The sequence below is a fragment of the Streptomyces sp. Ag109_O5-1 genome, from assembly GCF_003814875.1.
Taxonomy (GTDB): domain Bacteria; phylum Actinomycetota; class Actinomycetes; order Streptomycetales; family Streptomycetaceae; genus Streptomyces; species Streptomyces sasae.
The window spans coordinates 6,734,837-6,760,667 of the sequence record NZ_RKQF01000001.1 but is presented as its reverse complement, the minus strand read 5'-3'; the positions used below and the strand labels follow the sequence as shown (position 1 = coordinate 6,760,667).

At 71.0% G+C, this 25,831-nt stretch carries 23 protein-coding genes; 7 read left to right on the top strand and 16 right to left on the bottom strand.

Features of this window, described 5'->3' with window-relative positions; all coding sequences use genetic code 11:
• Window position 1 precedes the first annotated feature (1 nt).
• Together purU and EDD90_RS30680 are read right to left on the bottom strand one after the other, a co-directional pair.
• Window positions 2–886, bottom strand: a complete 885-nt coding sequence (gene purU / locus EDD90_RS30685) for a formyltetrahydrofolate deformylase (protein WP_123976157.1) — start codon at window positions 884–886, stop codon at window positions 2–4.
• 106 nt (window positions 887–992) lie between these two features.
• Entirely contained in the window at window positions 993–1,493 is a 501-nt protein-coding gene (locus tag EDD90_RS30680) for an SCO4402 family protein (protein WP_123976156.1), read from the bottom strand.
• Between the two features lie 117 nt (window positions 1,494–1,610).
• On the opposite strand from EDD90_RS30680, the gene EDD90_RS30675 reads away from it, so the two are divergent.
• Entirely contained in the window at window positions 1,611–2,915 is a 1,305-nt protein-coding gene (locus EDD90_RS30675) for an ABC transporter substrate-binding protein (RefSeq protein ID WP_123976155.1), read from the top strand.
• Window positions 2,916–2,958: 43 nt separating this feature from the next.
• Here the strand turns inward: EDD90_RS30675 and EDD90_RS30670 are convergent, their stop codons facing one another.
• Window positions 2,959–4,533 carry a hypothetical protein gene (locus EDD90_RS30670; RefSeq protein ID WP_123976154.1) on the bottom strand — a complete coding sequence of 525 codons (1,575 nt, stop codon included), beginning with the start codon at window positions 4,531–4,533 and terminating at the stop codon, window positions 2,959–2,961.
• Between the two features lie 201 nt (window positions 4,534–4,734).
• Entirely contained in the window at window positions 4,735–6,120 is a 1,386-nt protein-coding gene (locus EDD90_RS30665) for a transcriptional regulator (protein WP_123976153.1), read from the bottom strand.
• A 274-nt stretch (window positions 6,121–6,394) separates the two neighbouring features.
• Between EDD90_RS30665 and EDD90_RS30660 the strand changes: the two genes are divergently transcribed.
• From EDD90_RS30660 to EDD90_RS30650, 3 genes are all read left to right on the top strand, one after another.
• Entirely contained in the window at window positions 6,395–7,057 is a 663-nt protein-coding gene (locus EDD90_RS30660) for a bifunctional DNA primase/polymerase (RefSeq protein WP_123976152.1), read from the top strand.
• A gap of 247 nt (window positions 7,058–7,304) precedes the next feature.
• Window positions 7,305–8,075, top strand: a complete 771-nt coding sequence (locus EDD90_RS30655; protein WP_123976151.1) for an ABC transporter ATP-binding protein — start codon at window positions 7,305–7,307, stop codon at window positions 8,073–8,075.
• On the top strand, window positions 8,072–9,661 hold the full coding sequence (locus EDD90_RS30650; protein WP_123976150.1) for a transporter: 1,590 nt from the start codon (window positions 8,072–8,074) through the stop codon (window positions 9,659–9,661). The genes EDD90_RS30655 and EDD90_RS30650 overlap by 4 nt, the downstream gene beginning before the upstream one ends.
• Before the next feature lie 113 nt (window positions 9,662–9,774).
• Here the strand turns inward: EDD90_RS30650 and EDD90_RS30645 are convergent, their stop codons facing one another.
• Both EDD90_RS30645 and EDD90_RS30640 read right to left on the bottom strand, forming a co-directional pair.
• Window positions 9,775–10,665, bottom strand: coding sequence for an alpha/beta fold hydrolase (locus EDD90_RS30645; RefSeq protein ID WP_123976149.1), 891 nt, complete (start codon window positions 10,663–10,665; stop codon window positions 9,775–9,777).
• Window positions 10,666–11,177: 512 nt separating this feature from the next.
• Window positions 11,178–11,870, bottom strand: a complete 693-nt coding sequence (locus EDD90_RS30640; RefSeq protein ID WP_123976148.1) for a metal-dependent transcriptional regulator — start codon at window positions 11,868–11,870, stop codon at window positions 11,178–11,180.
• 245 nt (window positions 11,871–12,115) lie between these two features.
• On the opposite strand from EDD90_RS30640, the gene EDD90_RS30635 reads away from it, so the two are divergent.
• Window positions 12,116–12,871 (top strand): SIS domain-containing protein, encoded by a 756-nt coding sequence (locus tag EDD90_RS30635; protein ID WP_123976147.1) that lies wholly within the window; start codon window positions 12,116–12,118, stop codon window positions 12,869–12,871.
• Between the two features lie 4 nt (window positions 12,872–12,875).
• On the opposite strand, the gene EDD90_RS30630 is transcribed toward EDD90_RS30635, so the two are convergent.
• The 4 genes from EDD90_RS30630 to EDD90_RS30615 form a co-directional block, all read right to left on the bottom strand.
• Window positions 12,876–14,291, bottom strand: coding sequence for a PAS domain-containing protein (locus EDD90_RS30630; protein WP_123976146.1), 1,416 nt, complete (start codon window positions 14,289–14,291; stop codon window positions 12,876–12,878).
• A 129-nt stretch (window positions 14,292–14,420) separates the two neighbouring features.
• Window positions 14,421–14,861, bottom strand: a complete 441-nt coding sequence (locus EDD90_RS30625; RefSeq protein ID WP_260328192.1) for a GNAT family N-acetyltransferase — start codon at window positions 14,859–14,861, stop codon at window positions 14,421–14,423.
• On the bottom strand, window positions 14,858–15,262 hold the full coding sequence (locus tag EDD90_RS30620; RefSeq protein WP_123976145.1) for a RidA family protein: 405 nt from the start codon (window positions 15,260–15,262) through the stop codon (window positions 14,858–14,860). The genes EDD90_RS30625 and EDD90_RS30620 overlap by 4 nt, the downstream gene beginning before the upstream one ends.
• A gap of 74 nt (window positions 15,263–15,336) precedes the next feature.
• Window positions 15,337–16,641 (bottom strand): IS256 family transposase, encoded by a 1,305-nt coding sequence (locus EDD90_RS30615; protein ID WP_260327723.1) that lies wholly within the window; start codon window positions 16,639–16,641, stop codon window positions 15,337–15,339.
• 138 nt (window positions 16,642–16,779) lie between these two features.
• Here EDD90_RS30615 and EDD90_RS30610 point away from each other — a divergent pair, with 138 nt between their 5' ends.
• On the top strand, window positions 16,780–17,505 hold the full coding sequence (locus tag EDD90_RS30610) for a bifunctional 2-polyprenyl-6-hydroxyphenol methylase/3-demethylubiquinol 3-O-methyltransferase UbiG (protein WP_123976144.1): 726 nt from the start codon (window positions 16,780–16,782) through the stop codon (window positions 17,503–17,505).
• 245 nt (window positions 17,506–17,750) lie between these two features.
• Here EDD90_RS30610 and pdxH read toward each other — a convergent pair whose 3' ends face one another.
• Window positions 17,751–18,443 carry a pyridoxamine 5'-phosphate oxidase gene (pdxH, locus tag EDD90_RS30605; RefSeq protein WP_123976143.1) on the bottom strand — a complete coding sequence of 231 codons (693 nt, stop codon included), beginning with the start codon at window positions 18,441–18,443 and terminating at the stop codon, window positions 17,751–17,753.
• Between the two features lie 151 nt (window positions 18,444–18,594).
• On the opposite strand from pdxH, the gene EDD90_RS30600 reads away from it, so the two are divergent.
• A complete protein-coding gene (locus tag EDD90_RS30600; protein WP_123976142.1) occupies window positions 18,595–19,695 on the top strand; it encodes a citrate synthase 2 in 1,101 nt (366 codons plus the stop codon).
• A 123-nt stretch (window positions 19,696–19,818) separates the two neighbouring features.
• On the opposite strand, the gene EDD90_RS30595 is transcribed toward EDD90_RS30600, so the two are convergent.
• The 5 genes from EDD90_RS30595 to EDD90_RS30575 are packed head-to-tail and all read right to left on the bottom strand — an operon-like array spanning window position 19,819 to window position 25,827.
• Complete coding sequence (locus EDD90_RS30595) at window positions 19,819–20,430, bottom strand: TetR/AcrR family transcriptional regulator (RefSeq protein ID WP_123976141.1); 612 nt, start codon at window positions 20,428–20,430, stop codon at window positions 19,819–19,821.
• Entirely contained in the window at window positions 20,418–21,152 is a 735-nt protein-coding gene (locus tag EDD90_RS30590) for an enoyl-CoA hydratase family protein (protein ID WP_123976140.1), read from the bottom strand. The genes EDD90_RS30595 and EDD90_RS30590 overlap by 13 nt, the downstream gene beginning before the upstream one ends.
• A complete protein-coding gene (locus tag EDD90_RS30585) occupies window positions 21,149–22,744 on the bottom strand; it encodes a 4-coumarate--CoA ligase family protein (protein WP_123976139.1) in 1,596 nt (531 codons plus the stop codon). The genes EDD90_RS30590 and EDD90_RS30585 overlap by 4 nt, the downstream gene beginning before the upstream one ends.
• Before the next feature lie 17 nt (window positions 22,745–22,761).
• On the bottom strand, window positions 22,762–23,928 hold the full coding sequence (locus tag EDD90_RS30580) for an acyl-CoA dehydrogenase family protein (RefSeq protein WP_123976138.1): 1,167 nt from the start codon (window positions 23,926–23,928) through the stop codon (window positions 22,762–22,764).
• 54 nt (window positions 23,929–23,982) lie between these two features.
• Entirely contained in the window at window positions 23,983–25,827 is a 1,845-nt protein-coding gene (locus EDD90_RS30575; RefSeq protein ID WP_123976137.1) for a biotin carboxylase N-terminal domain-containing protein, read from the bottom strand.
• Window positions 25,828–25,831: the final 4 nt, after the last annotated feature.

Below are 25,831 nucleotides of genomic sequence, written 5' to 3'. Positions count from 1 at the left end.
GTCAGGCGAAGACGACCGTCCGTCGGCCGTTGAGCAGGATGCGGCGCTCCGCGTGCCACTTCACCGCCCGCGCCAGCGCCTGGCACTCCACGTCGCGGCCGATCGCGACCAGCTGGTCCGGGGTGACGTCGTGGCCCACCCGCTCGACCTCCTGCTCGATGATCGGGCCCTCGTCGAGGTCCGCCGTGACGTAGTGCGCCGTCGCGCCGATCAGCTTGACGCCCCGCGCATGCGCCTGGTGGTACGGCTTCGCGCCCTTGAAGCTCGGCAGGAACGAGTGGTGGATGTTGATGATCCGGCCGCTGAGCTGCTTGCACAGGTCGTCCGAGAGGACCTGCATATAGCGGGCCAGCACCACCAGCTCGACGTCCTCCTCGCGGACGAGTTCGAGCAGTTGGGCCTCGGCGTCGGCCTTCGTCTCCTTCGTCACCGGGATATGGCGGAAGGGGATGTGGTACGACTCCACCAGCTCGGCGAAGTCGGTGTGGTTGGAGACAACGGCCGCGATCTCCACCGGCAGCGCGCCGATGCTGGCGCGGAAGAGCAGGTCGTTCAGGCAGTGGCCGAACTTGCTGACCATGAGGACGATGCGCATCTTGTCGTCCGCCCGGTTGATCTGCCACTCCATGCGGAAGGAGTCACCGACCGCCGCGAAGCTCGCCCGCAGCTTGTCGACCGTCACCGGCGACTCGGCCGAGAAGTGCACCCGCATGAAGAACAGACCCGTGTCGTGGTCCCCGAACTGCTGGCTGTCCTCGATGTTGCAGCCGGTCATGAAGAGATAGCTCGACACGGCGTGCACGATGCCCTGCTTGTCCGGGCAGGAAAGGGTGAGGACGTACTGGTCGGCCGGGGCGGCCTGGGCTCGGGTGGACTGATCGGTCATGCACCACAGGGTCTCATGCCCCGCCGCCCCCGTCGGCTCCTGTCCGCCACGCGGACCAGCGCGGACCAGCGCCGACCCGGCACGGCCTACCCGGACGTCCTCGGGCTCACGCCGCCCGCGTCATGATCCGCAGCACCTCGAGGCTGCGCGGCGGCGCCTCCGGGTCGTCGCCGTCGCTCGTCGCGAGACGTATGTGGGCGTCCCGGGCCGCGCGGACCGCGTCCGGCCACGCCTGGTGGTCGAGATACGCGGAGACGGGGGCGTCCGGCCCGACCTGGTGCATGATCCGCAGCACCCGCAGCACGGCGGTGTCGACGAGCGCCGCCTCCTGCGAGTCGCGGAATATCGTCCCGACGTATTTCTCGGCGGACCAGTTGTCCAGCCAGGTGTCCTCGACCAGCCGGTAGACGGCGTCGGTCACATCACCGTAGCCGTCCGTGCCGACCAGCCAGACGTTCCGCTGGAACTCCGGGTCGGAAAGCATGTGCAGCGCGGAGCGCACATTGCTGCGCCAGCGCCACCATGGCATGTCATTGAGTGGCATGTCGCCCATGGTGGAGGAGCGACGGCCACGACGGGAAGAGTTCTCCGAACCTTGCACGGTCATCGATCGTACGTTCCTCGCCGCAAGCCTGTGAGAGGCCCCCGTAATTCACCTCCGCGTCACCCCTCATTGACCATGGGTCACTCCCGGGTTTCAGATGTGGCGGAATCGTGCGTGTCCATGACCGGCAGGCGACCCAAGCGCAGCACCTTCCCCACTTCGGCCCACCGACCCGCGAGAGCCACCGCCCTGTCAGCGGTGGCCATGGCGGCCTGTGCCTCACTCGCCGCGGGCTGCGGCACCGTCCCAGGACTGTCGGGCTCAGCGGACGACACCATCAAGATCATGACGTGGGCACCGCAGGACACCAGCGCCACCAACAAGCCCGGCATGCCCGCCATGGCGTCCGCCTACGTACGCTGGATCAACTCCCAGGGCGGCATCCACGGCCGCAAGCTCAAGCTGCTCACCTGCAACGACCACAACACCAGCGTGGGCGCCGCGAGCTGCGCCCAGCGCGCGGTCGACGAGAACGTCGTCGCCGTGGTCGGCTCCTACAGCCAGTTCGGCGACTCCTACTTCGCCCCGCTGGAGGGCGCGGCCATCCCCTACATAGGCGGCTACGGGGCCTCGAACCAGGAGTTCACCAGCCCGGTCTCCTACCCGGTCAACGGCGGCCAGCTCACCCTGCTGAGCGGGCTCGGGGAGGCGCTGGCCGGCTCCTGCGGCCCGGTGACCCTGGTCCGGCCCGACAGCATCGCCGGCGACCAGCTGCCCCAGCTGCTCGACTCGGGCCTGCAGGCGGGCGGCCACGCCAAGTCGATCGACCAGCTCGCGGCCGAGGACCTCACCGAGTACGACAAGCAGTCGCAGAAGGCCCTGGAGAGCGCCACCTCGAACTCGCTGAAGACCGGCTGCGTGGTGCCCGAGCTCGGGGACCGCACGGCCACCTTCATGGACAACTTCCAGCGGGCCCGCAGCGACTACGCGAAGGTGAAGACGGCCGCCGAGATCGGCAGCGTCGACCAGACGGTGATCAACTCGACCGGCGGTGCGTCCGGCCCGTACGAGGGGTCGTACATCACCGGCTGGTACCCGGTGGCCTCGGACTCGCACTGGGACGAGATGAAGAAGGTCATCAGCAAGGAGGCCTTCGGCGACAACCGGATCGACCCGGCCGACGCCGGGGTGCAGACCACCTGGATCGCCTACAAGGTCCTGACGGCCGTCCTGGACGAGATCGGCGACGGCGAGGTCAGCTCCGACAGTGTGCGCCGCACCCTCAACGACGGCCTGAAGGTCTCCACCGGCGGCCTCACCCCCACCCTTTCCTGGCCCTACCAGGGCAAGCTGGCCGCGGCCGGCTTCTCCCGGCTGGTCAACACCGATGTGAACGTCCAGACCGTCAAGGGCGGCCTGCTGCAGTCCGCGAACAAGAACGCCCTCGACATGACGAAGATCCTTCAGAACGCGGACCTCACCTGACCGGTTCGCACCTGACCGACTCGCCCCCGCAGCCGGCCCGCGCTCAGAGCTGGGTCGGCTGCCGCTGGGTCAGTCCGTACTTGCTCGCGATCGTGTTCCACAGCGCGGCCGCCTTCACCTTCTGGCTGCTGGCGGTGCCGCTCTCGCGGTTGCCGGCGGCGGTCTGCCCGGTGGCGCGGGCCTGGCCCTTGCGGCAGCCGTGCTTCGCGCCCACCTGGTCGGCCCAGGCCGCGTAGTGGTTGTCGGCGTTCGCGGACGCCTGCCAGGCCTTGGTGAGGGCGGCGGTCAGCTCGGCGTTGTTCGGCAGCTTGTCGACGGACAGCTTCGACAGCTGAGTGACCAGCGAGGCGCGCTGGGTGGCGGCGGTGCGCAGGTCGGAGGCGGAGCCGTCCAGGTTGTTGCACTGCTTCACGCTGGCCACGGCGGCGATCACCGAGGCCCGGCTGCTGCCGCTGTCGGCGAGCAGCTTGTCCAGGGCGGCGGCCTGCGCCTTCGCCGGGTCGGCCGCGCCGGACGTGGCCCCGCCGGTGGCGGAGGCCGAGGCGGCGACCGTCTTGCTGTCGTCCGAGTTGCCGCCGCCCCCGCTGAACAGGGCACCGGCCCCGATCCCGAGGACGGCGATACCGACGCCGACGGCCGCGATGAGCGGCACCTTCGACTTGCCCCGGCCGCCGTCGTCGCCGCCGTACTGCTCGTACGACGGCGGAGGCGGGGGCGGGGTGTAGGACGGCTGCGGCTGCTGCTGGAAGCGGGGCAGCTGGGCGGTGGAGGCGGCCGGGGGCTCGCCGCCGGGCCCGCTGCGGAAGAGGTTGTCGAACTCGGCGGGCGGCTGCCGGTCGCCGCCCTGCGGGCCGCCGGCCGGGTACGGGGCTATGTACTGGGTGGCGTCGGCGTCGGAGTGCTGCGCGGGCGGCCCGCCCGGGTAGGCGGTCTGCCCGTGGGAGTTCTCCGGCGGCAACGCGCCCGGGCCCACCGGCGGGATCAGCTGGGTGGCACCCTCGGGGGCCGCTGCCACCGGCGGGATGAACTGCGTGGCCCCCTCGTCCACCGGCGCGGCGGGCACCGGCGGGATGTACTGGGTCGCGCCCTCGTCGGCGGGCGGCAACGCGCCGGGGTACCCGCCGTGGCTGCCGTGCGGGACGGCGGGCGGCAGCGCGGCGCCCGCAGCGCCGTAGTGGTCCTGGCCGGCGGCCGGGGGCAGCGGGGCTCCGTACGGCTGCTGGGGCTGGGCGCCGTAGCCGTACGACTGCTCGTAGCCGCCGCCGTACGACGGTGCCGACGCCCCCTCCGGCGGGAGCGGGCCCGCGCCGGCGGCCTGCGCCTGGGCGTCGTGGGACTGGGCGTTCCAGGCGGGCGGCTGCTCCGGGGTGCTCCACTCCTGGCCGGCCGCCTGCGGCCACTCCGGCTGGGGCTGTGGCGCGCCCTGCGGATGGCCGGGACCCCACGGCTGCCCCCAGGCCTGGCCCTCCGTGGGTGCGGCGGCCGGCGCCGGGGCCGCGGCGGGCGGCTGCGACATGGGCGCGGGAACGCCCGTCATGCCCGGCAGCAGCGGCTCGCCACCGTCGGAGGGCAGCACGATGCCTTCGCGTGCGGGCTCGCCCTGTCCACTCTGCGTCACCGGGACTCCTACTAATGGGGGACCTTGTGAATCGTCGGTTTACGCTACCGGGTCCCCTCAGCAAGGTGCCACGCGGCCGAGGGCGCGATCTTGTTCCCTGTGACAGCAGTAACAGAACCGCCCCGCGGTGCGCTGTAAATGCCGCTTCCTGCACGGCAAGGTGTGGTTTGCCACACGTTCACGCATCCGCGGGGCATGAATTCATGCGGCCGCCTGCAGATCCAGCCGGGCGCCGAACTCCCTGACGACCGGTTCGTCCCGGAACGGCTCCAGGCGCTGCTGGAAGTCCTCCAGGTACTCGGCACCCCGGTTGGAACGGACCGTCTCCAGGAGCTCCACCGCCTTCATACCGGTGGCGCAGGCCTGTTCGATCTCACGCTGCTGCACCTGGGCTGTGGCGAGGAGCACATAACCGATCGCCCGGCGCCGCGCCCTGGTCTCCGGGTGCCCGTCCAGCGACTGCCTGGCGCACCGCGCGGCCGCCTCGGCCTGGCCCAGGTCACGGTGGCAGTGCGCCAACTCGTCGGCCAGATAGGCCTCGTCGAAGTGCGCGATCCACGCCGGGTCGTCCCCGGAGGACGGATCGGCCGCCTCCATCGCCGACACGGCCCGCCCGGACGCCAGCTGCGCCGACCGCGCATCGCCCAGCAGGGCATGGCCGCGGGCCTCGGCCGCGAAGAACATGGCCTCCGCGCGCGGGGTCACACGACCGCGCGCCCCCTCCTGCGCCGCCCGCGCCAACTGGGCGATCTCCCGGGGGTTCCCGAGCTGCGCGGCCAGGTGGCTCATGGAGGCGGCGAGCACATAGCCGCCGTACCCGCGGTCCCCGGCCGCCTGTGCCAGGCGCAGGGACTGGATGTAGTACCGCTGGGCGAGACCCGGTTGGCCGGTGTCGACGGCCATGTACCCGGCGAGTTCGGTGAGTCGGGCCACCGCGGCGAACAACTCCCGCCCGACCGACTCCCGGTAGGAGCCGGCCAGCAGCCCCGAGACCACACTGTTGAGGTAGTGCACCACGACCGGGCGCACATGCCCGCTGCCGAACTGGTGGTCCAGGTCCGTCAGCGCCTGTGTCATGGCCTTCACGGCCGCGACGTCCGACGGCCCGACCCGCGGCCCCGCCTGCCGCGCGACCTGCGCGTCCGGCGCCGAGATCAGCCAGTCCCGGCTCGGCTCGACCAGCGCGGACGCGGCCACCGAGGAGCCGGACAGGAAGTCCCGGCGCCCCACGTCGCTGCGCCACAGCTCGCAGACCTGCTCGATGGCCCCCAGCACCGTCGGCGAGAACTGGAGACCGACGCCCGACGCGAGGTTCTTGCCGTTGGCCATGCCGATCTCGTCGATCGTGACCGTACGGCCCAGCTTGCGCCCGAGCGCCTCGGCGATGATCGCGGGCGCCCGGCCCCGCGGCTGCTGCCCGCGCAGCCAGCGGGCGACCGACGTCTTGTCGTACCGCAGGTCGAGACCGTGCTCGGCGCCGCACATGTTGACCCGGCGGGCGAGCCCGGCGTTCGAGCACCCCGCCTCCTGGATGAGCGCCTGCAACCGTTCGTTCGGCTGCCGCGCGACGAGAGGCCTTGCGGCCATGGCGTACCCCCTGCGAACTCCCTGTAGGGAAAAGATCCGGCCCTGACGATCACTGCCCAGCGGACATACCGAAAATGCGGGACATACGAGGATTGCCGGGTAAAGGCGGCGGAACTGCGGGCACGGCCGCCACCAACCCCCCACTTGTGACTACCCGCTCACGCCCCGGTTCCTCCTGCGCGCCCCCACACGTGCACCCATGCGCCCCAGTTGCGGAAAAGATGCTCCTCCCCCGCGCGCGCTACGCCCGTAACTCCAGGTGGGTGCGGGAGTTGTGTTGAGCGTGGAAGAGACGATCGTCGGCACCGAAGCCGCTCAGATTCCGAAGCAGCGCGGGGAATCGCTGCTGGAGACCGCCGTACGCTACGCCGAAGAGCGCCACTGGGACGTCTTCGCGGGCACCTGGCTGGAAGCGGTCGAGGGGGTGCAGCGCTGCTCCTGCGGGGAGGTCGCGTGCGCGGCGCCCGGCGCGCACGCGGCGCGCGCGGACTGGGCATCGCAGGCGACCGGTAGTGCGACGGTGGCGCGCCGGATGTGGCAGAAGCAGCCGACGGCGTCGATCCTGCTGCCGACGGGACGTACCTTCGACGCGCTGTCCGTCCCGGAGACGGCGGGTTTCCTGGCGCTCGCCCGGATGGAGCGGATGGAGCTGACGCTGGGGCCGGTGACGCTGACGCCCGACCGCCGGATGCAGTTCTTCGTGCTGCCGGGGGCCGCGGTGAAGGTGCCTGACCTGGTACGGAAGCTGGGCTGGTCACCGGCTTCGCTGGACCTCACGGCGCTCGGGGAGGGCGCGTACGTTCCCGCACCGCCTACGCGGTACGGGTCGCAGGGGGCGGTGCAGTGGGCCTGCCGGCCGACCGCGGCGAACCGGTGGCTGCCGGACGCGGAGGAGCTGATCTCGGCGCTGGCCTATGCGTGCGGGAGGGATCGGTAGCGCCTACTGGGCTGCCAGGTGCTGCGCCGTCCGCGACCGCGGGTGGTTCGTGGCTGATCGCGCAGTTCCCCGCGCCCCTTACGGGGCGCTGCCCAGCCGCCCCTTTCACAGCTGCCCAGCTGCGGGCAGGCGTGCCGCAGGGCGGCACAGGTGGGCGCAGCGGCACCCTGCCGGCGCCGGTAAGTGAAACCCCCAGCCCCGCCCACCCGCACACTTGAGAACCCGGCGCCCCCGTAGGGTGACCGGCATGACCGATGCCGTTCGTGTTCGTGGTCTCTGGAAGCGGTTCGGGCAGCAGGTTGCCGTCGCCGGTGTCGATCTGTCGCTGCCCGCCGGGAAGTTCGTCGGCCTTGTCGGGCCCAACGGAGCGGGGAAGACGACCACCCTCTCCATGGTGACCGGGCTGCTCCGGCCGGATCAGGGCAGTGTCGAGGTCGTCGGCCACGACGTCTGGCGGGACCCGGTCGCGGTGAAGGCCCGCATCGGCGTGCTCCCCGAAGGGCTACGCCTCTTCGAGCGCCTCTCCGGCCGTGAACTCCTCGGCTACTCGGGACGACTGCGCGGCCTGCCCGGTACCGAGGTCGACAAGCGGGCCACCCAACTCCTCGACGTACTCGATCTCGCCGGCGCCCAGCACAAACTCGTCGTCGACTACTCGACCGGCATGCGCAAGAAGATCGGGCTCGCCGCCGCCCTCCTCCACAACCCCGAAGTCCTCTTCCTGGACGAGCCGTTCGAGGGCGTCGACCCGGTGTCCGCGCAGACCATCAGGGGCGTGCTGGAGCGCTACACGGCCTCCGGGGCGACCGTCGTCTTCTCCTCGCACGTCATGGAACTCGTCGAGTCGTTGTGCGACTGGGTGGCGGTGATGGCGGCGGGACGCATCCGCGCTACGGGGACGCTGGAGGACGTGCGCGGGGCGCACACCACCCTCCAGGCGGCGTTCCTGGAACTGGTCGGGGCGAGCGGGCGGGACACGGCCTCGGATCTGGACTGGCTGGGCGGCGGGGCGCGATGACGGACGTGACCTCCACCGTCGTACGGCTGAAGCTTTCGCTGCTGCGGAACGGGCTGCGGCAGTCCGGCGGCCGGCGGGCCGCGTTCGTCGCGTCCGCGGTCGTCGCGCTGCTGTTCGGGGTGCTGCAGCTGCTGGGTCTGGTCCTGCTGCGCGGCCACCCGCACGCGGACGCGGTGGCCGTGCTGGTGACGGCCGTACTGGCGCTGGGGTGGGCGTTCATGCCGCTGTTCTTCCCGAGCGGCGACGAGACCCTGGACCCGACCCGCCTGGTGATGTTCCCGCTGCGGCCCCGGCCGCTGGTACGGGCCCTCCTCGCCGCCTCGCTCGTCGGCATCGGCCCGCTGTTCACGCTGTTGCTGCTGGTGGGCTGTGCGGTGTCCGTGGCGCACGGGGCCGCCGGGTACGGCGTCGCGGTCGTCGCCGTCGCCCTCGCACTGCTGGTCTGCGTGGCCCTCGCACGGGCGGTCGCCGCCGCCAACGTACGGCTGCTGACCAGCCGCAAGGGACGTGACCTGGCCGTACTGAGCGGCCTTGTCATCGCCGTCGGGGCGCAGTTGGTCAACTTCGGGGCGCGGAGCCTGGGTTCGGCCGGGCTCGGGGAGCTCGCGCCGGTGGCCGACGTGGTGCGGTGGCTGCCGCCGGCTTCGGCGATCGGGGCGGTGCACTCGGCGAGCAAGGGATCGTACGGCACGGCCGTCGCTCAGCTCGCCCTCTGCGCCGCCGCGTTGGCGCTGCTCGTCGGTGCCTGGGCGCGGACGCTGACCCGGCTGATGACCGCGCCGGACGGCTCCACGCTCCAGGCGCCCGACTCGGCCGGCCGGGGCCCGGCGTCGAGTGACGGTCTGGGCCGGCTGCTCCCCTCCGGACGTACCGGTACGGTCATGATGCGCAGCCTCCGTTACGTCTGGCGCGACCCCAAGACCAAGGCCGCGTGGGTGACCTCGCTGGCCATCGGTCTGATCGTGCCCGTCTTCAACGCCCTGCAGGGCACCGGATCGATCTACTTCGCGTGCTTCGCCGCCGGGATGCTCGGCATCCAGATGTACAACCAGTTCGGGCAGGACACGTCGGCCTTCTGGATGGTGGCCATGACCATCTCGTCCACTCGCGACGCCTACGTCGAACTGCGCGGGCGGGCGCTGGCCCTGCTGGTCATCACCCTGCCGTACGCGGCGCTGGTGACCGTCCTGACCACGGCGATGCTGGGCGACTGGCCCCGGCTGCCCGAGGTGCTCGGCCTGTCCTTCGCGCTCCTCGGCGCGATGCTGGCGACCGGCGCCTGGACCTCGGCCCGCTTCCCGTACTCCATCCCCCAGGAGGGCCACCGGAACGTCGCGGCCGGCCAGACCGGCCTGGCCTGGATCGCGATCTTCGGCGGCATGGTCTCGGCGGCCCTGCTGTGCGCCCCCGTGATCGCCCTGACGATCGCTCTGAACGTGAGCGCGGGGGGCGGGGAGTGGACCTGGCTGCTGCTGCCGGTGGGGGCGGCCTACGGGGCGACGATCACGTGGGCGGGGCTACGCGCGGCGGCACCGCGCACGGCGGCCTACCTGCCGGAGATCCTTATGGCTGTCAGTAAGGGGTGACTTCAGGGGCGCTGGGGGTACCCCCGGCCGAAGGCTGGGGGAGGAACTGCGCAAGCAACCACACACGACCCGCAGCCGCCGACGCACCTGATCCCCTGCCCAGTAGGCGCTGTTCACTCCCCCACCCGATCAAGAAACGGCTCCACAGCCGCCCGCCAAGCCTCCGGCCGGTCATAGGGCAACAGATGCCCCGCGTCCGCCACCTCGGCGTACTCCCCTCGGGGAAGCACCCGGACCATCTCCTGCGCCTCCGCCCGCCCCAGCTCCCCGTCCACCCCGCGCACGACCAGCGCGGGGCACTCCACCTGGGCCAGTTCCTCCCAGTGCGCGTCGTACACCCAGGTCTCCCGGGACTTCAGCATCCGGTCGGGGTCGAACACGGGCCGCCAGCCGTCGCCGCTCTCGTGCATCACCTCGGCGTAGAACTCCCCGCGCGCGGGGTTCGGCCGCTCCACCCAGGGATCGTCCTCGCCGAACCACTTGCGTACGTCGGCGAGCGTGGCGAAGGGAACGGGCCAGGACCTGAACCAGTCGGCCCACTCGCGCTGCGAGGCCGCGCCCAGCGCGGAGGCCCGCATATCGCAGATGATCACGCCCCGGACCAGTTCGGGGCGCTTCGCGGCGAGCTGCCAGGCGGTCAGCGCGCCCATGGCGTGGCCGACGAGCACGGCCGGGGCGAGGCCCAGCTGCTCGACGGCGGCCGCGGCGTCCTCGACGTACGCCTCACGGGTGTACGCGGCCTGCGGGGGCTTGTCGCTCTGGCCGTGGCCGCGCTGGTCGAGGGCGACGGCGCGGTACCGCTCGGAGAGCCAGCGGGCGGTGGACGCCCAGTGCGAGGCGCGGCCCATCAGGCCATGCAGTAACAGCACGCCGGGGGACGAGTGGTCCGGGTCGGCACGGTCGGCGCCCAGCCGTGCCGGATCGTCCTTCTTGGGCGGGTCCGCGAACTCCCAGGCGGCGAGGTGTACGCCGCCGGATCCTGTCACGTCGATGCGCCGTGCCATGGGCCTGGCACCCCCCTAGCTCCGCGTGCCTAGTGTCGCCTCGTATCGCTTCCTGGTGTTCCGGTACCGCTGCAGACTATCGAATGCCTATTCGAAAATAGGGCTCCTGCGGGCAACACCCCTCGTTCGAGTGACCCCTGCTCAGGCATGATCGGCGCCGCCGGGGGGATTTGTTCTGCGGGGGGGCGGACCGCTCGGGGAAAAACGGTCCGAGGGGATGACCCTGGGAGCTCGGGGCTCCGGGTCAGCGATGGGGAGGACAGGCCCCGGCACCGCAAGGTGCCGGGGCCAAACCCACGTCCGCCCCCGTGTCCATTTCCACGTCTTCGGCACATCCTCCCCGCCCCCCTCAGGTCATATGCCTCTCGCGACAGCCTCGCACGCGAAACGTTCGAGCGCTGCGATTCAGCGCACTGAATCTTGGATTCGGCGCGTTCGACACACCAGGCAAGGACGCCGAAGAGGAGCGTCAACTTCCCTGTGTACAACGGAAGTTGAACGCCACCGCGATCTCAGCGCTTGGCGACGAACACATGGGAGGCGACGTCCGCCTCCAGCTCGGCCGCCTCACCACCGCTGCCCACCAGCACCCCGCCGGCCGACTCGGTCACGCTCACCACCGAACCGGGCTGCACACCCGCCCGCCGCAGCGTGTACATCAACTGCGCGTCGGTCTGGATGGGCTCCCCGATCCGGCGTACGACCACGGTCTTGCCGTCCGCACCCGGGTCCAGGTCGGCCAGCGACACCATCCCCTCATCGAGGAACGGGTCCGCGCCGTCCTTCTCGCCCAGCTCCTCCAGGCCCGGGATCGGGTTGCCGTACGGCGACTCGGTCGGGTGACGCAGCAGCTCCAGCACCCGCCGCTCCACCGCCTCGCTCATCACATGCTCCCAGCGGCACGCCTCGGCGTGCACCTGCTCCCACTCCAGGCCGATCACATCGACCAGCAGACACTCGGCGAGCCGGTGCTTGCGCATCACCCGCGTGGCCAGCCGGCGGCCCTCGTCGGTCAGCTCCAGATGGCGGTCGCTGGCGACGGACACCAGACCGTCCCGCTCCATCCGAGCCACCGTCTGGCTCACCGTCGGCCCACTCTGGTCGAGCCGCTCCGCGATACGGGCGCGCATGGGCACCACACCTTCCTCTTCGAGCTCGAGGATGGTGCGGAGATACATCTCCGTGGTGTCGATCAGTCCGGACATACGTGCCCCTCGATTACCTCTGCCGGAAGCCCGGCCGCGTGCGCTGGCCCTGCAACCAATTCTGCCGGATCCCACCGACAACCGGGCCGCACCGACAAAAGGGAGCCTCAAGAGAGCGGCCGAAGTGCGGTACGCGTGCGGCCGGCATGCGGCCGTATTGACACCATGCTGGTCCAGACCTGAGGGTGATCCGCGACGCAGACGCTGACACAAGCGCTGCCGCTGACGCTGCGAAGGGGCAACGCATGAGCGACGGCACGCCCGCCGACCTGTTCTTCGACGCCGCCATCGGCCTCCTGCAACGGGTCCGCGACGAGGAGGCCGAGGCCATCGCCACCGCCGGCACCCTCCTCGCCGACACCGTCACGGCCGGCGGCCGGCTGTTCGCCTTCGGCGCCGGCCACTCCTCACTCGCCGCCCAGGACGTCGTCTACCGCGCCGGCGGCCTCGCCCTCATGAACCTGCTCGCCGTCCCCGGTCTCGTCGGCGTCGACGTCATGCCCGCCACCCTCGGCTCCCGCCTCGAACGCGTCGACGGACTCGCCACCGCGGTCCTCGACACCTCACCCCTGCGCACCGGCGACGCCCTCGTGATCATCTCCCTCTCCGGCCGCAACGCCATGCCCGTGGAGATGGCCATCGGCGCCCGCGAACGCGGCGCCAAGGTCATCGGCGTGACCTCCGTGGCCTACGCCACGCAGACCACCTCCCGGCACTCCTCCGGCACCTACCTCAAGGACCACTGCGACGTCGTCCTCGACTCGAAGATCGCCGTCGGGGACGCGGAACTCACCCTCGACACCATCCCGGCGCCCTTCGCACCCGCCTCCACGGTCGTCACCAGCGCCCTGCTCCAGGCGGTCCTGGCCACCACCGCGGCCATCCTCGCCGACCGCGGCGTCGAACCCCCGCTGCTGCGCTCCGGCAACGTCGACGGCGGCCACGAATGGAACGCCCGCGTGTTCGAGGAGTACCGGGACCGCATCTTCTACCAGCACTAGCCAGCTAGTGCTCTCTCAGGAGCCCCGTCAGATCCAGCGCCGTCGCGATACGTACGGCCACGTCCTCCGCGTACGTCGCGTCCACCCGCTCGAAGCGGCTCCGGCCCGCCCCGCGCAGGAACGTCACCACACCGAACGTCCGCCCCCGGCTGCGCAGCACCGCGCACATCGCGTGCACCGCATCGCCGGGCCACTGCCGGTCCAGCGCCCACGCCCGCGCACGATCAGGCGGCACCGACCCGGCGTCCGCCCGCACACTCCCGGACCGCTCCACGCACTGCAGCGCCGGATGCCCCTCCTCGTAGCGCACCGGCAGCCCCGCCGCGCCCGTCAGCAGGCTCGGCCCCGGCGCCCCGGCGGGCGTGGCCGCGATCCGCACCAGCCGCACCAGCCCGACATCCCCGTCACCCCGGGAACCGCCCACCACCCGGTCGATCACCGCATGATCGGCGAACCCCGCCAACGCGAAGTCCAGATGGACCGTCGCGGCCTCCGCCGGATCCTCGCACTCGGCGGCGGCACGGGCGGCGCGATGCAGCTGGTTGACACGGAAGCGCAGCACAGCCGCCTCCTGCTCGCCCTGCTTGGCCTCCGTGACGTCCTGGAACAGCCAGCCGACCCCGAGCGGCACCGGCTCCTCCGCGAGCGGCGACGCCAGCCGCACGAACCCCGACCGCCAGCACCGGCGCTGCTCGCCCTCCGCCGTCCGTACGCTCACCCACATCTCCGCCGGCGCGGGCGGCGCGCCCTCCGCCAGCACATGCGTGAGCGCACCCTCCAGGTCCTCCACCCCCACCGCGAGCAACTCGCCCAGCGGCCGCCCCAGCGCCGACGTACGCCCGATACCGAGCGCCCGGGCCGCATGCGCGTTCACCACGGCGGGCCGCAGATCCGCGTCCACGAGTACGACACCCCAGGCCGCGTCCTCGAACAGCGCCTCGCTCAGCGCGATCGACCGCTCCAGGTCTATCTGCGCGTGCACCTCGCTGAACGCGCAGTACACACCCGCCGGCTTCCCGTCCGGACCGCGCACCGCGGCCGACTGCGTCCGTACGAGCACCCGCCCGCCGTTCTTCGTGAGCAGCGCGAACTCGTGCACCTGCCGGCCGGACGCGTGCATGGCGGCCATCAGCCGCCCCTCGATCTCCTCGGCGTCCGCCTCGCGCACCGCCCACCCGGCGAACCCGTGCCGCCCCACCGCCTCGGCCGCCGTCCACCCGAGGATCCGCTCGGCCTCACGGTTCCAGTGGGTGACGGAGCCGTCCGCGTCGAAGGCGCACAGAGCCGCGTCCATACCGTCGAGGAGCGCGGCGAGCAGATCGGACCCGCCCGAGTCCTCCGGAGCATCCCGCTCCGGTTCCGGCTCGGGCCCGTCGGGCCCCAGCTCGTCCGTGGCCCCACTACGCCGGGAAGCACTCACCTGGACCCCCATCAGGCTGCGTCCGCACGCACGGCGCGTCGATTCACTCACTGCCCTTCATTCAACTCGAACGTGACGCAGCCCACACTGTGTTCCCGCAAGATTGAAGGAATCGTTGCAAGCGGTCGTTCACAGCCCGAGCCGCAGATCCACCCACTCGTCGCTCTCCCCGTCCAGCACATACCGCTCGACCTCGACGAACCCGTACCGCTCGGCAAACCGCAGCCCACCCTCGTTGACGGCCAGCACACACGTCTCGACAGCCGTGACACCCGGCACGCGCGCGCACCCGAGCGCATGCTCGTACAACGCCGCACCGAACCCCCGCCCCCGAAACTCCGGCAGCACCCGCACGATCACGGTCACCACCCCGTCGACGGCCGGCCGCACGGTCGAACACCCCACGAGCACATCCCCGTCATACGCGTTCTCCAGCCGATACCCCCGCGCAAGCCGCTCCCCCGCCTCCTCCGCCGACATCGCGGCCGGCGGCACAACGACGTTGTGCACATACCGCCACCGCTCCAGCGCCTCACCCCCGTCAACGGGAGCCACCCTGAGCCCGCTCACGCGTCACCCTCGGCTTCCGCCGACCGCCGCGCGCAAACCTCGATCTCGATCTTCATCCGGGGATCGGCCAGCCCGCACACCATCATCGTCGCGGCCGGCCGCACCTCCCCGAACACCCGCCGCAGCACCGGCCAGCACGGCTCGAAGTCCTCCCGCACGGGCAGCAGGTACCGCACCCGCACCACGTCCCCGAACCCGCACCCCGCCTCGGCCAGCGCGTCCCCGATGTTCCGCAGACACTGCTCGGCCTGCTCCACCACGTCCTCGGAGATGGTCATCGCCGCATAGTCGAACCCGGTCGTCCCCGACACATGCACCCACTCCCCGTCCACCACCGCCCGCGCATACCCGATCTCCTCCTCGAACACGGACCCACTGAGAATCACCCGCCGCTTTGCCATGCTCGGAACGCTAGGGGTGTCCCGGAAGGGGAGTGTCTGATCGTTTGTGGGTGGCCTGGTGTGGTTGTTCGTGATTAGCGGTCGGTGACGCGGTCGCCGTAGTAGCTGGCGAGGCTGTTGATGGCCTGTTTCCAGGCGGGTGTCCGTCCGGTGACGTTGGGGCGGTTCTTGATCGGGTTGCGGATGACCAGGTAGAGCACCTTCAAGGCCGCGTCGTCGTCGGGGAAGTGCCCGCGTCGTCGGGTGGCCTGGCGGAAGCGGGAGTTGAGGGATTCGATCATGTTCGTGGTGTAGACGACACGTCGGATCGGGGCCGGGAAGCGCATGAACACGATCACGTGCTCCCAGCTGCGGCGCCATGTATCGACCACGGCCGGGTAGCGCTGGCCCCACTCCTCCTCGAAGCGGGCGAACCGCTGCTCGGCCTCATCTGCGGTTTTGGCGGTGTAGACCTCGCGCAGTTGCTTCGCGATGGCGCCCCAGTGCTGCTTGGCTGCGTAGCGCAGGCTCGTGCGGACGAGGTGGACCACGCAGAGCTGGACATCGGCCTGGGGCCAGACATCGTTGACCGACTCCGGCAGGCCTTTCAGCCCGTCGCAGCAGGCGATCAGGACGTCCTGGACGCCGCGGTTGCGTAGTTCGGTCAGCCAGGTCATCCACTGCTTGGCGCCCTCACCGCCCGTGCCGACCCACATCCCGAGCACGTCGCGGTCGCCGTCGAGGTTGATGCCGACGGCGATGTAGACGGGCTTGTTCGCGACGGCGCCGTCGCGAATCTTGATGTAGATGCAGTCGATCAGCAGGACCGCGTAGATGCGGTCGAGCGGGCGGGTGCGCCAGACGGCGAGGTCGGCTGCGACCTGGGCGGTGGCACGGGAGACCAGGTCGCGGGAGACCTCCACGTCGTAGATCTCCGCGAGGTGGGCCTGGATCTCCCCGGTCGTGAGCCCCTTGGCGTAGAGGGAGACGATGGTCTCCGAGAAGCCGTCGACGCGCCGGGCGTGCTTGGGCACGATCTGCGGGGTGAAACTGCCAGTCCGGTCGCGGGGGATGTCAATGGTCACCGGTCCGACCTGCGAGAGCACGGTCTTGCGGCTGGTGCCGTTGCGGTGGTTGCCCGAGCCCGCGCCGGCCGCATCGCCCTTCTCGTAGCCCAGGTGCTCGGCCATCTCGGCCTCCAGCGCACCCTCCAGGACCAGTTTCACCAGCCCCGTCAGCAGCCCGTTCTCGCCGACCAGTTGCAGCCCGTCCCGGCGGGCCCGCTCGATCAGGCTCTCGGCCAGCCCCCGGTCCTGCTCAGTCGCTGCTTGCGCCAACTCCGCCCCCGTCCGCACCTGATGCTCGTTACCCTCGGGGCCACTCTCGTTCGTACTGCCCATCGTGATCCTTCCCGGCAGAGAACCCATCTCATGCCAACTCGGGTCACACCAGGCCAAACACAAACTTCAGGACAGTCCCCCCGGAAGTGGATCAAGAGGCACTGGAGAGTGCCCTGAAGAGCCGTACGCTGCACTCGCATGAAGGATCTCGGCACTCAGATCGCATACTGGGACACCGTCGGAGCCACGAAGACGTTCACCCACCCGCTGCACGTCCCTTGGCTGACGGGAGTGAACAGGACCGCTCGCGTGCTGGACTACGGCTGCGGATACGGACGCGTCATGGCCGAGCTGAGCGAACACGGCTTCTCCGATGTGTCCGGCGTGGACCTGTCTCCCGCGCTGATCGCACGTGGCCGCCGGCTGAGGCCGGACCTGCGGTTCTCGGTCCTGAAATCCCCGCCGGGACTGCCATGCGCCCCGGAGAGCTTCGACGTCGTCCTGCTGTTCGCCGTGCTGACGTGCATCCCGGACGACGACGCCCAGCGGACACTCGCCACTGAGGTGAACCGCCTCCTGACACCCGGCGGGCTGCTGTACGTCAGCGACATGGTCCTGCAGGACGACGAACGGATTCCCGCGCCTGCGACGCTCCCGCACCAAGCAGCACTTCGGGTACGTCACCGGGGACCTCGTGCGTGCCGCCGTCCCCCTGGGCAAGTGGGCGGGCACCTGGACCGGGCACGTTTCCGTCCGGGCCAGGGGGGCAGCACAGCCTCACCACGCCCCAAGGCCGCCTCAACGTCTCGCACTGGAATCTGCGGCTTCTCCAGCGGGGCGACGGGTTCGGCTACAGCGCCCGGCGTGAAGCGCCTCCGCAAGCACCTCCGAAAAACAGTTGAGTCCTGCCCGGCGGCTTCCTAGGGTGGCTCTTACGTGAGAGAGGAGGTGATCGGGTAAATGAGTGAAACCCGGACGCGCGAGGTGGCTGCGGGCTAGCGGCTCGCCACCACACGATGTGCGGTGCCGGACCAGCGTGCGCGAGACGTACGCAGCCGGCCCAATCCCAAGCAGTCACCCGACCCGTGAGCTCGCCGGTACGTCCGGCCGGCTCCTCCGCCGAGGCGGAGGGACCCGAGCTCGCGGGTCGTCTGCGTTTGTGGGGGCTGTCAGGGGCTGAGGCGTTCCACGTGCCAGGTGCCGTCGGGGTCGGCGACGTAGCGGAGGCGGTCGTGGAGGCGGTTCTGGCGGCCCTGCCAGAACTCGACGGTCTGGGGGGCGATGCGGAAGCCGCCCCAGTGCGGTGGGACCGGGACCTGTTCGCCCTCGGGGTAGCGGGCGTTGAGCTCGGCGTAGGCCGCGTCGAGTTCGGCGCGGGAGTAGATGACCGTGGACTGCGTGCTGGCCCAGGCGCCGAGCTGGGAGCCGTGCGGGCGGGTGCGGAAGTACGCGGCGGTCTCGTCGCGGCCGGTGCGGCGGGCGGTGCCGGTGACGACGACCTGGCGGCCGATGGGGTGCCAGGGGAAGAGCACCGAGACATACGGGTTCGCGGCGAGGTCCTGGGCCTTGCGGGAGTCGTAGTTGGTGTAGAAGACGAAGCCCTGGGTGTCGTACTGCTTCATCAGGACCGTGCGTGAGCTGGGGCGGCCCTCGGCGTCGGCGGTGGAGACGACCATTGCGTTGGGTTCGTAGATCATGCCGTCGGCGGCCGCCCGCGCTGCCTCCTCGAACCAGCGGGTGAACTGGTCCATCGGGTGTGCGGCCAGGTCGTGCTCGTCGAAGCCCTCGGCCCGGTAGTGCTCGCGCATCGCGGCGGGGTCGAGGATGGGTTCGTCGGAGGTGGCGGCGTCGCGGTCGGTCACGCGGTCATCTTGCCGTATCGCTCTGTGCGGTACCGGAGTGTGGCACTGGGTGTGGCACTGAGTGTGGCACTGAGTGCCGCTGGGCTCCCCAACTATGGCACTCGGGGTTATGGTGCTGTTGCCTCCGCCTACACCCATGAGGAGCCGCCGCATGTCCGATTTCGTACCTGGGCTCGAAGGAGTCGTCGCGTTCGAGACGGAGATCGCCGAACCGGACAAGGAGGGGGGCGCCCTGCGGTACCGGGGCGTCGACATCGAGGATCTGGTCGGCCACGTCTCGTTCGGGAACGTGTGGGGGCTGCTCGTCGACGGGGCCTTCAATCCCGGGCTGCCGCCGGCCGAGCCGTTCCCCATCCCCGTCCATTCGGGTGACATCCGGGTGGACGTCCAGTCCGCGCTCGCCATGCTCGCCCCTGTGTGGGGGCTGAAACCGCTGCTCGACATCGACGCGGCCCAGGCCCGGGAGGACCTGGCGCGGGCCGCGGTCATGGCGCTGTCGTACGTCGCCCAGTCCGCGCGCGGGCAGGGGCTGCCGATGGTGCCGCAGCAGGAGATCGACAAGGCGCACTCGGTGGTCGAGCGGTTCATGATCCGGTGGCGGGGGGAGCCGGACCCGAAGCATGTCGCCGCCGTGGACGCGTACTGGACCTCTGCCGCCGAGCACGGCATGAACGCGTCGACGTTCACGGCCCGGGTCATCGCCTCCACCGGTGCGGATGTCGCCGCCGCGCTGTCGGGTGCGGTGGGGGCCATGTCGGGGCCGCTGCACGGGGGTGCGCCGTCCCGGGTGCTCGGGATGATCGAGGAGATCGAGCGGACCGGGGACGCGGTCGGGTACGTCAGGCAGGCACTGGACCGGGGTGAGCGGCTGATGGGGTTCGGGCACCGGGTGTACCGGGCCGAGGATCCGCGGGCGCGGGTGCTGCGGCGTACTGCGCGGGAGCTGGGGGCGCCGCGGTTCGAGATCGCGGAGGCGCTGGAGAAGGCGGCGCTGGAGGAGCTCCACAACCGGCGGCCGGATCGTGTGCTCGCCACCAACGTGGAGTTCTGGGCCGCGATCATGCTGGACTTCGCGGAGGTGCCGGCGCACATGTTCACGTCGATGTTCACGTGTGCGCGTACTGCTGGGTGGTCGGCGCACATTCTTGAGCAGAAGCGGACGGGGCGGTTGGTTCGGCCGTCTGCGGAGTATGTGGGGCCGGGGGCGCGGAAGCCTCAGGACATCGAGGGGTTTGTGGATATCGCCCACTGAGGGGGCTGGCTGGGGTACGTGGGCGGCTGCGGGTGCGTGGGGGCTTGTCGCGCCCAAGCGGCGGAGCCGCAAATCAACTACGGCCCCGCGCCCCTGAGAATCGGGCACTTCGTGCCCTGATTCTCATAGGACCTCGTCCAGCAGTGCCGCCCACTGCGCCACCACCCGTTCCCGCCGCCCCCTGTCATCGGTCAGGAGGTTGGCCAGGCCCAGGCCCCTGGCCATGTCCAGGAGGCCCTGGACGGTCTCTCGGGTGCCTGGGCGGGTCTCGTCGGCGCCGAGGAGGTCCACGGCGATGCGGTGGGTCTCGCGGCCGACCCGGGCTTCCAGTTCGGTGACCCGGGGGCGGAGCTGGTCCTCGTTGGAGGCGGCCACCCAGAGGTGGAGGGCGGCGCGGAAGAGGGGGCCGGTGTAGAGGTCGACGAGGGCCGAGACGACGGCTCGGCGGTCGTCGCCCGCGCCCTGCGGGAACAGGGCGCGCAGGGCCGTGGAGCGTTCCTCGGCGACGTATTCGACGGCCGCCGTGAAGAGGTCCTCGCGGGTCGGGAAGTGGTGCTGGGCGGCGCCCCTGGAGACGCCGGCGCGTTCGGCGACGACGGCGACCGTGGAGCCTGCCCAGCCGTGTTCCGCGAGGCAGGCCACGGCGGCTTCCAGGAGCCGTTGCCGGGTGGCCCGGCTGCGGTCCTGCTTCGGGGCGCGTTCCGCCGTACTCACACCCGTGTTCACACCACCCACGCCGCATCCCGTCGTTCGAGGAAGGCCGTCATCCCCTCGCGGGCCTGGTCGGAGGAGAACAGCCGGGCCGAGAGCGCGGTGAGGTGGGCCGCGTCCCGGTCGAATGTCTCCAGCACCCTAGCTGTGAGCAGCTGTTTCGTCTCGGCCAGGGCCTGGGGCGAGGAGCGGCGGATGCCGTCGAGGATGGGTGAGAGGGCGCTGTCCACGTCGTCGGCCGTCGTGGTGAGCAGGCCCAGGTGGACGGCTTCGGCGGGGGTGAAGCGTTCGCCGGTGAGGTAGTGGCGGGCGAGGGCACGGGGGTCGGTGCGCGGGAGGAGGGGGAGGGAGATCACCGCGGGGGCGACTCCGATCCGCACCTCCGTGAAGGCGAAGGTGGACTCGGTGGAGGCGGCGGCGATGTCGCAGGCGGCGAGGAGGCCGAGGCCGCCCGCGCGGACGTGGCCGGTGACGCGGGCGACGACCGGCTTGGGCAGCTCGACGATCTGGCGCAGGAGCTGGACGAGGGCGTCGGGGTGGGGCGGGTCGCGCAGGTCGGCGCCGGCGCTGAAGGTCGTACCGGTGTGGGTGAGGACGACCGCTCGGACGTCGGGGTCCTTGGCGCAGTCGGTGAGGGCCTCGGCGAGTTCGGTGACGAGGGCCGCGGACAGGGCGTTGCGGGTGGCGGTGGAGTCGAGGCTGAGGGTGGTGACGGCTCGCTCGCGGGTCTGTCCGATCAACGTCATGGGCCCTCCTCGGGTTCCCCGGTCTTGGCGAGTTCGCGCAGTTCGCGGCGGAGTATCTTTCCGGAGGCGGCGCGGGGGACCGCGGTGATGAAGGTGACCTGGCGGATGCGTTTGTAGGGCGCGACGCGTTCGGCGACGTAGAGCATGGTCTCGTTCTCGGTGAGGTCGTCGGCGGTGGGCTGGCGAACGACGAAGGCGTGCGGGATCTCGTTGCCGTCCTCGTTGTAGGCGCCGATGACCGCGGCGTCGGCGATGCCCGGGTGGGTGAGCAGGAGTGCCTCCAGTTCGGCGGGGGCCACCTGGAAGCCCTTGTACTTGATGAGTTCCTTGACGCGGTCGACGACGTACAGCCAGCCGTCGGCGTCGACATGGCCGACGTCCCCGGTGTGCAGCCAGCCCTCGGGGTCGATCATGTCGGCGGTGGCGTCGGGTTTGCCGAGGTAGCCCTTCATGACCTGGGGGCCGCGGATGGCGATCTCGCCGGGCTCGCCGACGCCGACGTCCTTGTGCGGGTCGTCGAGCGACACGATCCGCATCTCGGTGCCGGCGATGAGCTTGCCGACCGTGCCGGGCGGTGCCTGGTCGAGGGCGTCGAGGGGCACGATGTGGGTGCCGGGCGAGAGTTCCGTCATGCCGTAGCCCTGCGCGACGGGCGGCAGGCCCAGGCGCTGTCCGCCGGCCGTGGCGAGCTGGGCGTCCAGGGGTGCGGCGGCGCTCATGACGTACTTCAGGGAGGACAGGTCGTACTGCTCGACCAGCGGGTGCTTGGCGAGGGCGAGGACGATCGGCGGGGCGACCCACAGGCCGGTGATGCGGTGGGTCTGGATCGCCTTGAGGAAGGTCTCCAGCTCGAAGCGGGGCAGTACGACGACGGTGGCGCCCTTGCGCAGGGGCGCGTTCATGAGCGCGGTGAGGCCGTAGATGTGGAAGAACGGCAGGACGGCGAGGATGCGGTCGCCGGGGCCCGAGGGCACGGAGACGTCCAGCTGGGCGAGGTTGGTGGCGATCTGCCGGTGGGTGAGCATCACGCCCTTGGGGACGCCGGTGGTGCCGGAGGAGTACGGCAGCGCGGCGACGTCCTCGGCCGGGTCGATGTCGACCTGCGGCTCGGGGGCGGTGGAGCCGAGCATGTCGAGCAGGCTCCGGTGTCCGGTCGCGCTGTCGCAGACGAATATCTCCTCGACGCCGCCAGCGAGTTCGGCCGCCCGGCGGGCGGTCTGCAGGAGCGGTGAGACGGTGACGATCCAGCGGGCCGCGGAGTCCTTCAGCTGTTTGGCGAACTCTTCGGGCGTGGCGAGCGGGTGCACGGTGGTGACGGAGGCCCCCGCGCGCGTGGCCGCGTAGAACGCCGTCGGGAAGGCGACCGTGTTCGGGCTGTGCAGGGCGAGGACGTCTCCCTTGCGGACGCCCGCGTCGGCGAACGCGGCGGCGATCCGCCGGTGGAACCGGTCCAGTTGTGCGTAGGTGAGGGTGGTGCCGTCGGTGCCGTCGATCAGGGCGGGCGTGTCGCCGAACTCGGCGGCCCGGCCCAGCACCGCCTCGTGGATGGGGAGTTCTACGGGCGGGACGTCTGCGTACGCGCTGCGGAACACGGTTCCTCCAAGGCGGCCTAGTACGACTTGGGCAGGCCCAGGGTCTGGTGGGAGACGTAGTTGAGAATCATCTCCCTGCTCACCGGAGCAATACGAGCCACACGCGCGGCTGTTATCAAAGACGCGAGCCCGAATTCACGGGTCAGTCCGTTGCCGCCGAGGGTGTGCACGGCCTGGTCGACCGCCCTGACGCATGCCTCACCCGCCGCGTACTTCGCCATGTTGGCGGCCTCACCTGCGCCGGCGTCGTCCCCGGCGTCGTACAGCTGCGCCGCCTTCTGCATCATCAGGCGGGCGAGTTCGAGGTCGATGTGCGCCTGGGCGAGGGGGTGTGCGATGGCCTGGTGGGCGCCGATGGGGGTCTTCCAGACGGCACGGTCGCGGGCGTACTCGATCGCTTTGGACAGCGCGTAGCGGCCCATGCCGATCGCGAAGGCGGCCGTCATGATCCGTTCCGGGTTGAGGCCGGCGAAGAGTTGCAGCAGGCCCGCGTCCTCGTCGCCGACGAGTGCGTCCGCGGGCAGCCGTACGTCGTCCAGGGTCAGCTCGAACTGCTTCTCGGCCGCCTGGAGTTCCATGTCGATCGGGTGTTTCCGGAAGCCCTCGGCGTCCGTCGGGACGATGAACAGGCAGGGCTTGAGGCGTCCGGTGCGGGCGTCTTCGGTGCGGCCGACGATCAGGACCGCGTCGGCCATGTCGACGCCGGAGATGAAGACCTTGCGGCCGGTGAGGAGCCAGTCGCCGGTGTCCGGGTCGCGGCGGGCGGTGGTGGTGATGCGGTGGGAGTTGGAGCCGGCGTCGGGTTCGGTGATGCCGAAGGCCATGAGGAGTGAGCCGTCGGAGAGTCCGGGGAGCCAGGCCCGCTTCTGGTCCTCGGTGCCGAAGCGGGCGATCACGGTGCCGCAGATCGCCGGTGAGACCACGAGCATGAGCAGCGGGGAGCCCGCGGCGCCGAGTTCTTCGAGGACGATGGAGAGTTCGGTGATTCCGCCGCCTCCGCCGCCGTGTTCCTCGGGGAGGTTGACGCCGAGGTAGCCGAGTTTTCCGGCCTCCTGCCAGAGTTCGGTGGGGTGGCGGCCCTCCGCGATGGTGCGGGTGATGTAGTCGCGGCCGTACTTCGCGCCGAGGGTGGCTACCGCTGCGCGGAGTGCCTTGTGTTCGTCGGTTTCGATCTGGGGGGTCACTGTGGCTCCTCGGGTGCGGGTTGTTTGTGGCTGGTCGCGCAGTTCCCCGCGCCCCTAAAGGGGCGCCTGCACTACTGCCAGTAGAGAGCCGGGCTCCACCTGTTGTCCGACCAGGACTCGCAGCTCGCTCAGCACGCCCGTCACCGGTGCCGTGATCTGGTGCTGCATCTTCATCGCCTCCAGCCAGAGGAGGGGCTGGCCGGCCTCCACGGCCGACCCCGCCTCCAGCCCCTCCGCCACTCGTACGACCGTCCCCGGCATCGGTGCGAGCAGCGAACCCGGTGCCAACTGAGCCTTGGCATCGGGGAAGCGCGGCAGGGCGGTGAGGGCCGTGTTGTTGACGTGGACCTGGTCGCCGTACGTCGACACGTCGAACTTCCGGCGTACGCCGTCCACTTCGAGTACGACCAGACGCGCGTCCGCATGCACGACGCGCACGCCGTCCGCGGTGAGGCCTTCGCGTGTGTGCCGGTAGTGGACCTCGTGCTCCTCGCCCGCCATCAGGTAGCGCTTCGTCTGCGGCTGGGAGGGGACGTTGCGCCAGCCGCGGAAGCGGGAGCGGCCGTGGGCGTCGGCCAGGGCGGCCGCGAGGGGGGCGTGCGGATCGGGGGCGGGCGCCGTCAACTCGGTGAGGTGGCGCTCGTAGAAGCCGGTGTCCATGCGGGCCGCGGTGAACTCCTCGTGGCGCAGGGAGCGGACGAGGAGGTCGCGGTTGGTGGTGGGGCCGTGCAGGATGGTGTTTTCGAGCGCGTGCGCCAGCTTGCGCAGCGCTTCCGCGCGCGTGGGGGCGTGCGCGACGACTTTCGCGAGCATCGCGTCGTAGTGGACGCCGATCTCGTCGCCGTCGGTGTACCCGGTGTCCAGGCGGACACCGTCGGGTACGGCGAGGCGGTGCAGGGTGCCGGTCTGCGGGGCCCAGTCGCGGGCGGGGTCCTCGGCGTAGAGGCGGGCCTCGATCGCGTGGCCGCGCGCGCGTGGTGCGTCGAGCGGGAGTGCGTGGCCCTCGGCGACGCGGAGCTGTTCCGCGACCAGGTCGATGCCGGACACGGCCTCGGTGACGGGGTGTTCGACCTGGAGGCGGGTGTTCATCTCCAGGAAGTGCGCCCTGCCCTCGGCGACGAGGAACTCGACGGTGCCCGCGCCCACGTAAGCGACGGAGCGCGCGGCGCGCACGGCCAGCGCGTACAGCTCCTTCACGAGGCCTTCGGGGAGACCTGGCGCCGGCGCTTCCTCGATCACCTTCTGGTGCCTGCGCTGGAGCGAGCAGTCGCGGGTGCCCAGCGGCCACACCGTGCCGTGCGTGTCGGCGAGGATCTGCACCTCCACATGGCGGCCGCGCTCGATGTAGGGCTCGACGAAGACCTCGCCGTCGCCGAAGGCGCTGGCGGCCTCGGCGCGCGCGCCCTCCAACGCGGTGCCCAGTTCGTCGAGACGGCGCACGATGCGCATTCCGCGCCCTCCGCCGCCCGCGGCCGCCTTCACCAGCACCGGCAGGTCCGCGTCGGTGACGTCGCCGAGGGGCGCGATCCCCATCAGCTCCTTGGCGCGCGTCTTGGACGCCATCGCCTCGATCGCCGCCGGGGACGGGCCGATCCAGAGCAGGCCGGCGTCGAGGACGGCGCGGGCGAAGTCGGCGTTCTCGGAGAGGAAGCCGTACCCGGGGTGCACGGCGTCCGCGCCGGCGGCCACGGCGGCCTTCACCACCAGGTCGCCGCGCAGGTACGTCTCGGCGGGGGTGTTGCCCGGCAGCCGTACCGCCGTGTCGGCCACGCGCGCGTGCAGCGCGTTCTCGTCAGCGTCCGAGTGCACGGCGACGGTCCTGATGCCGAGTTCGGCGCAGGTGCGGAAGATCCGGCGGGCGATCTCGCCGCGGTTGGCCACCAGCAGGGTCGAAATCACTTGA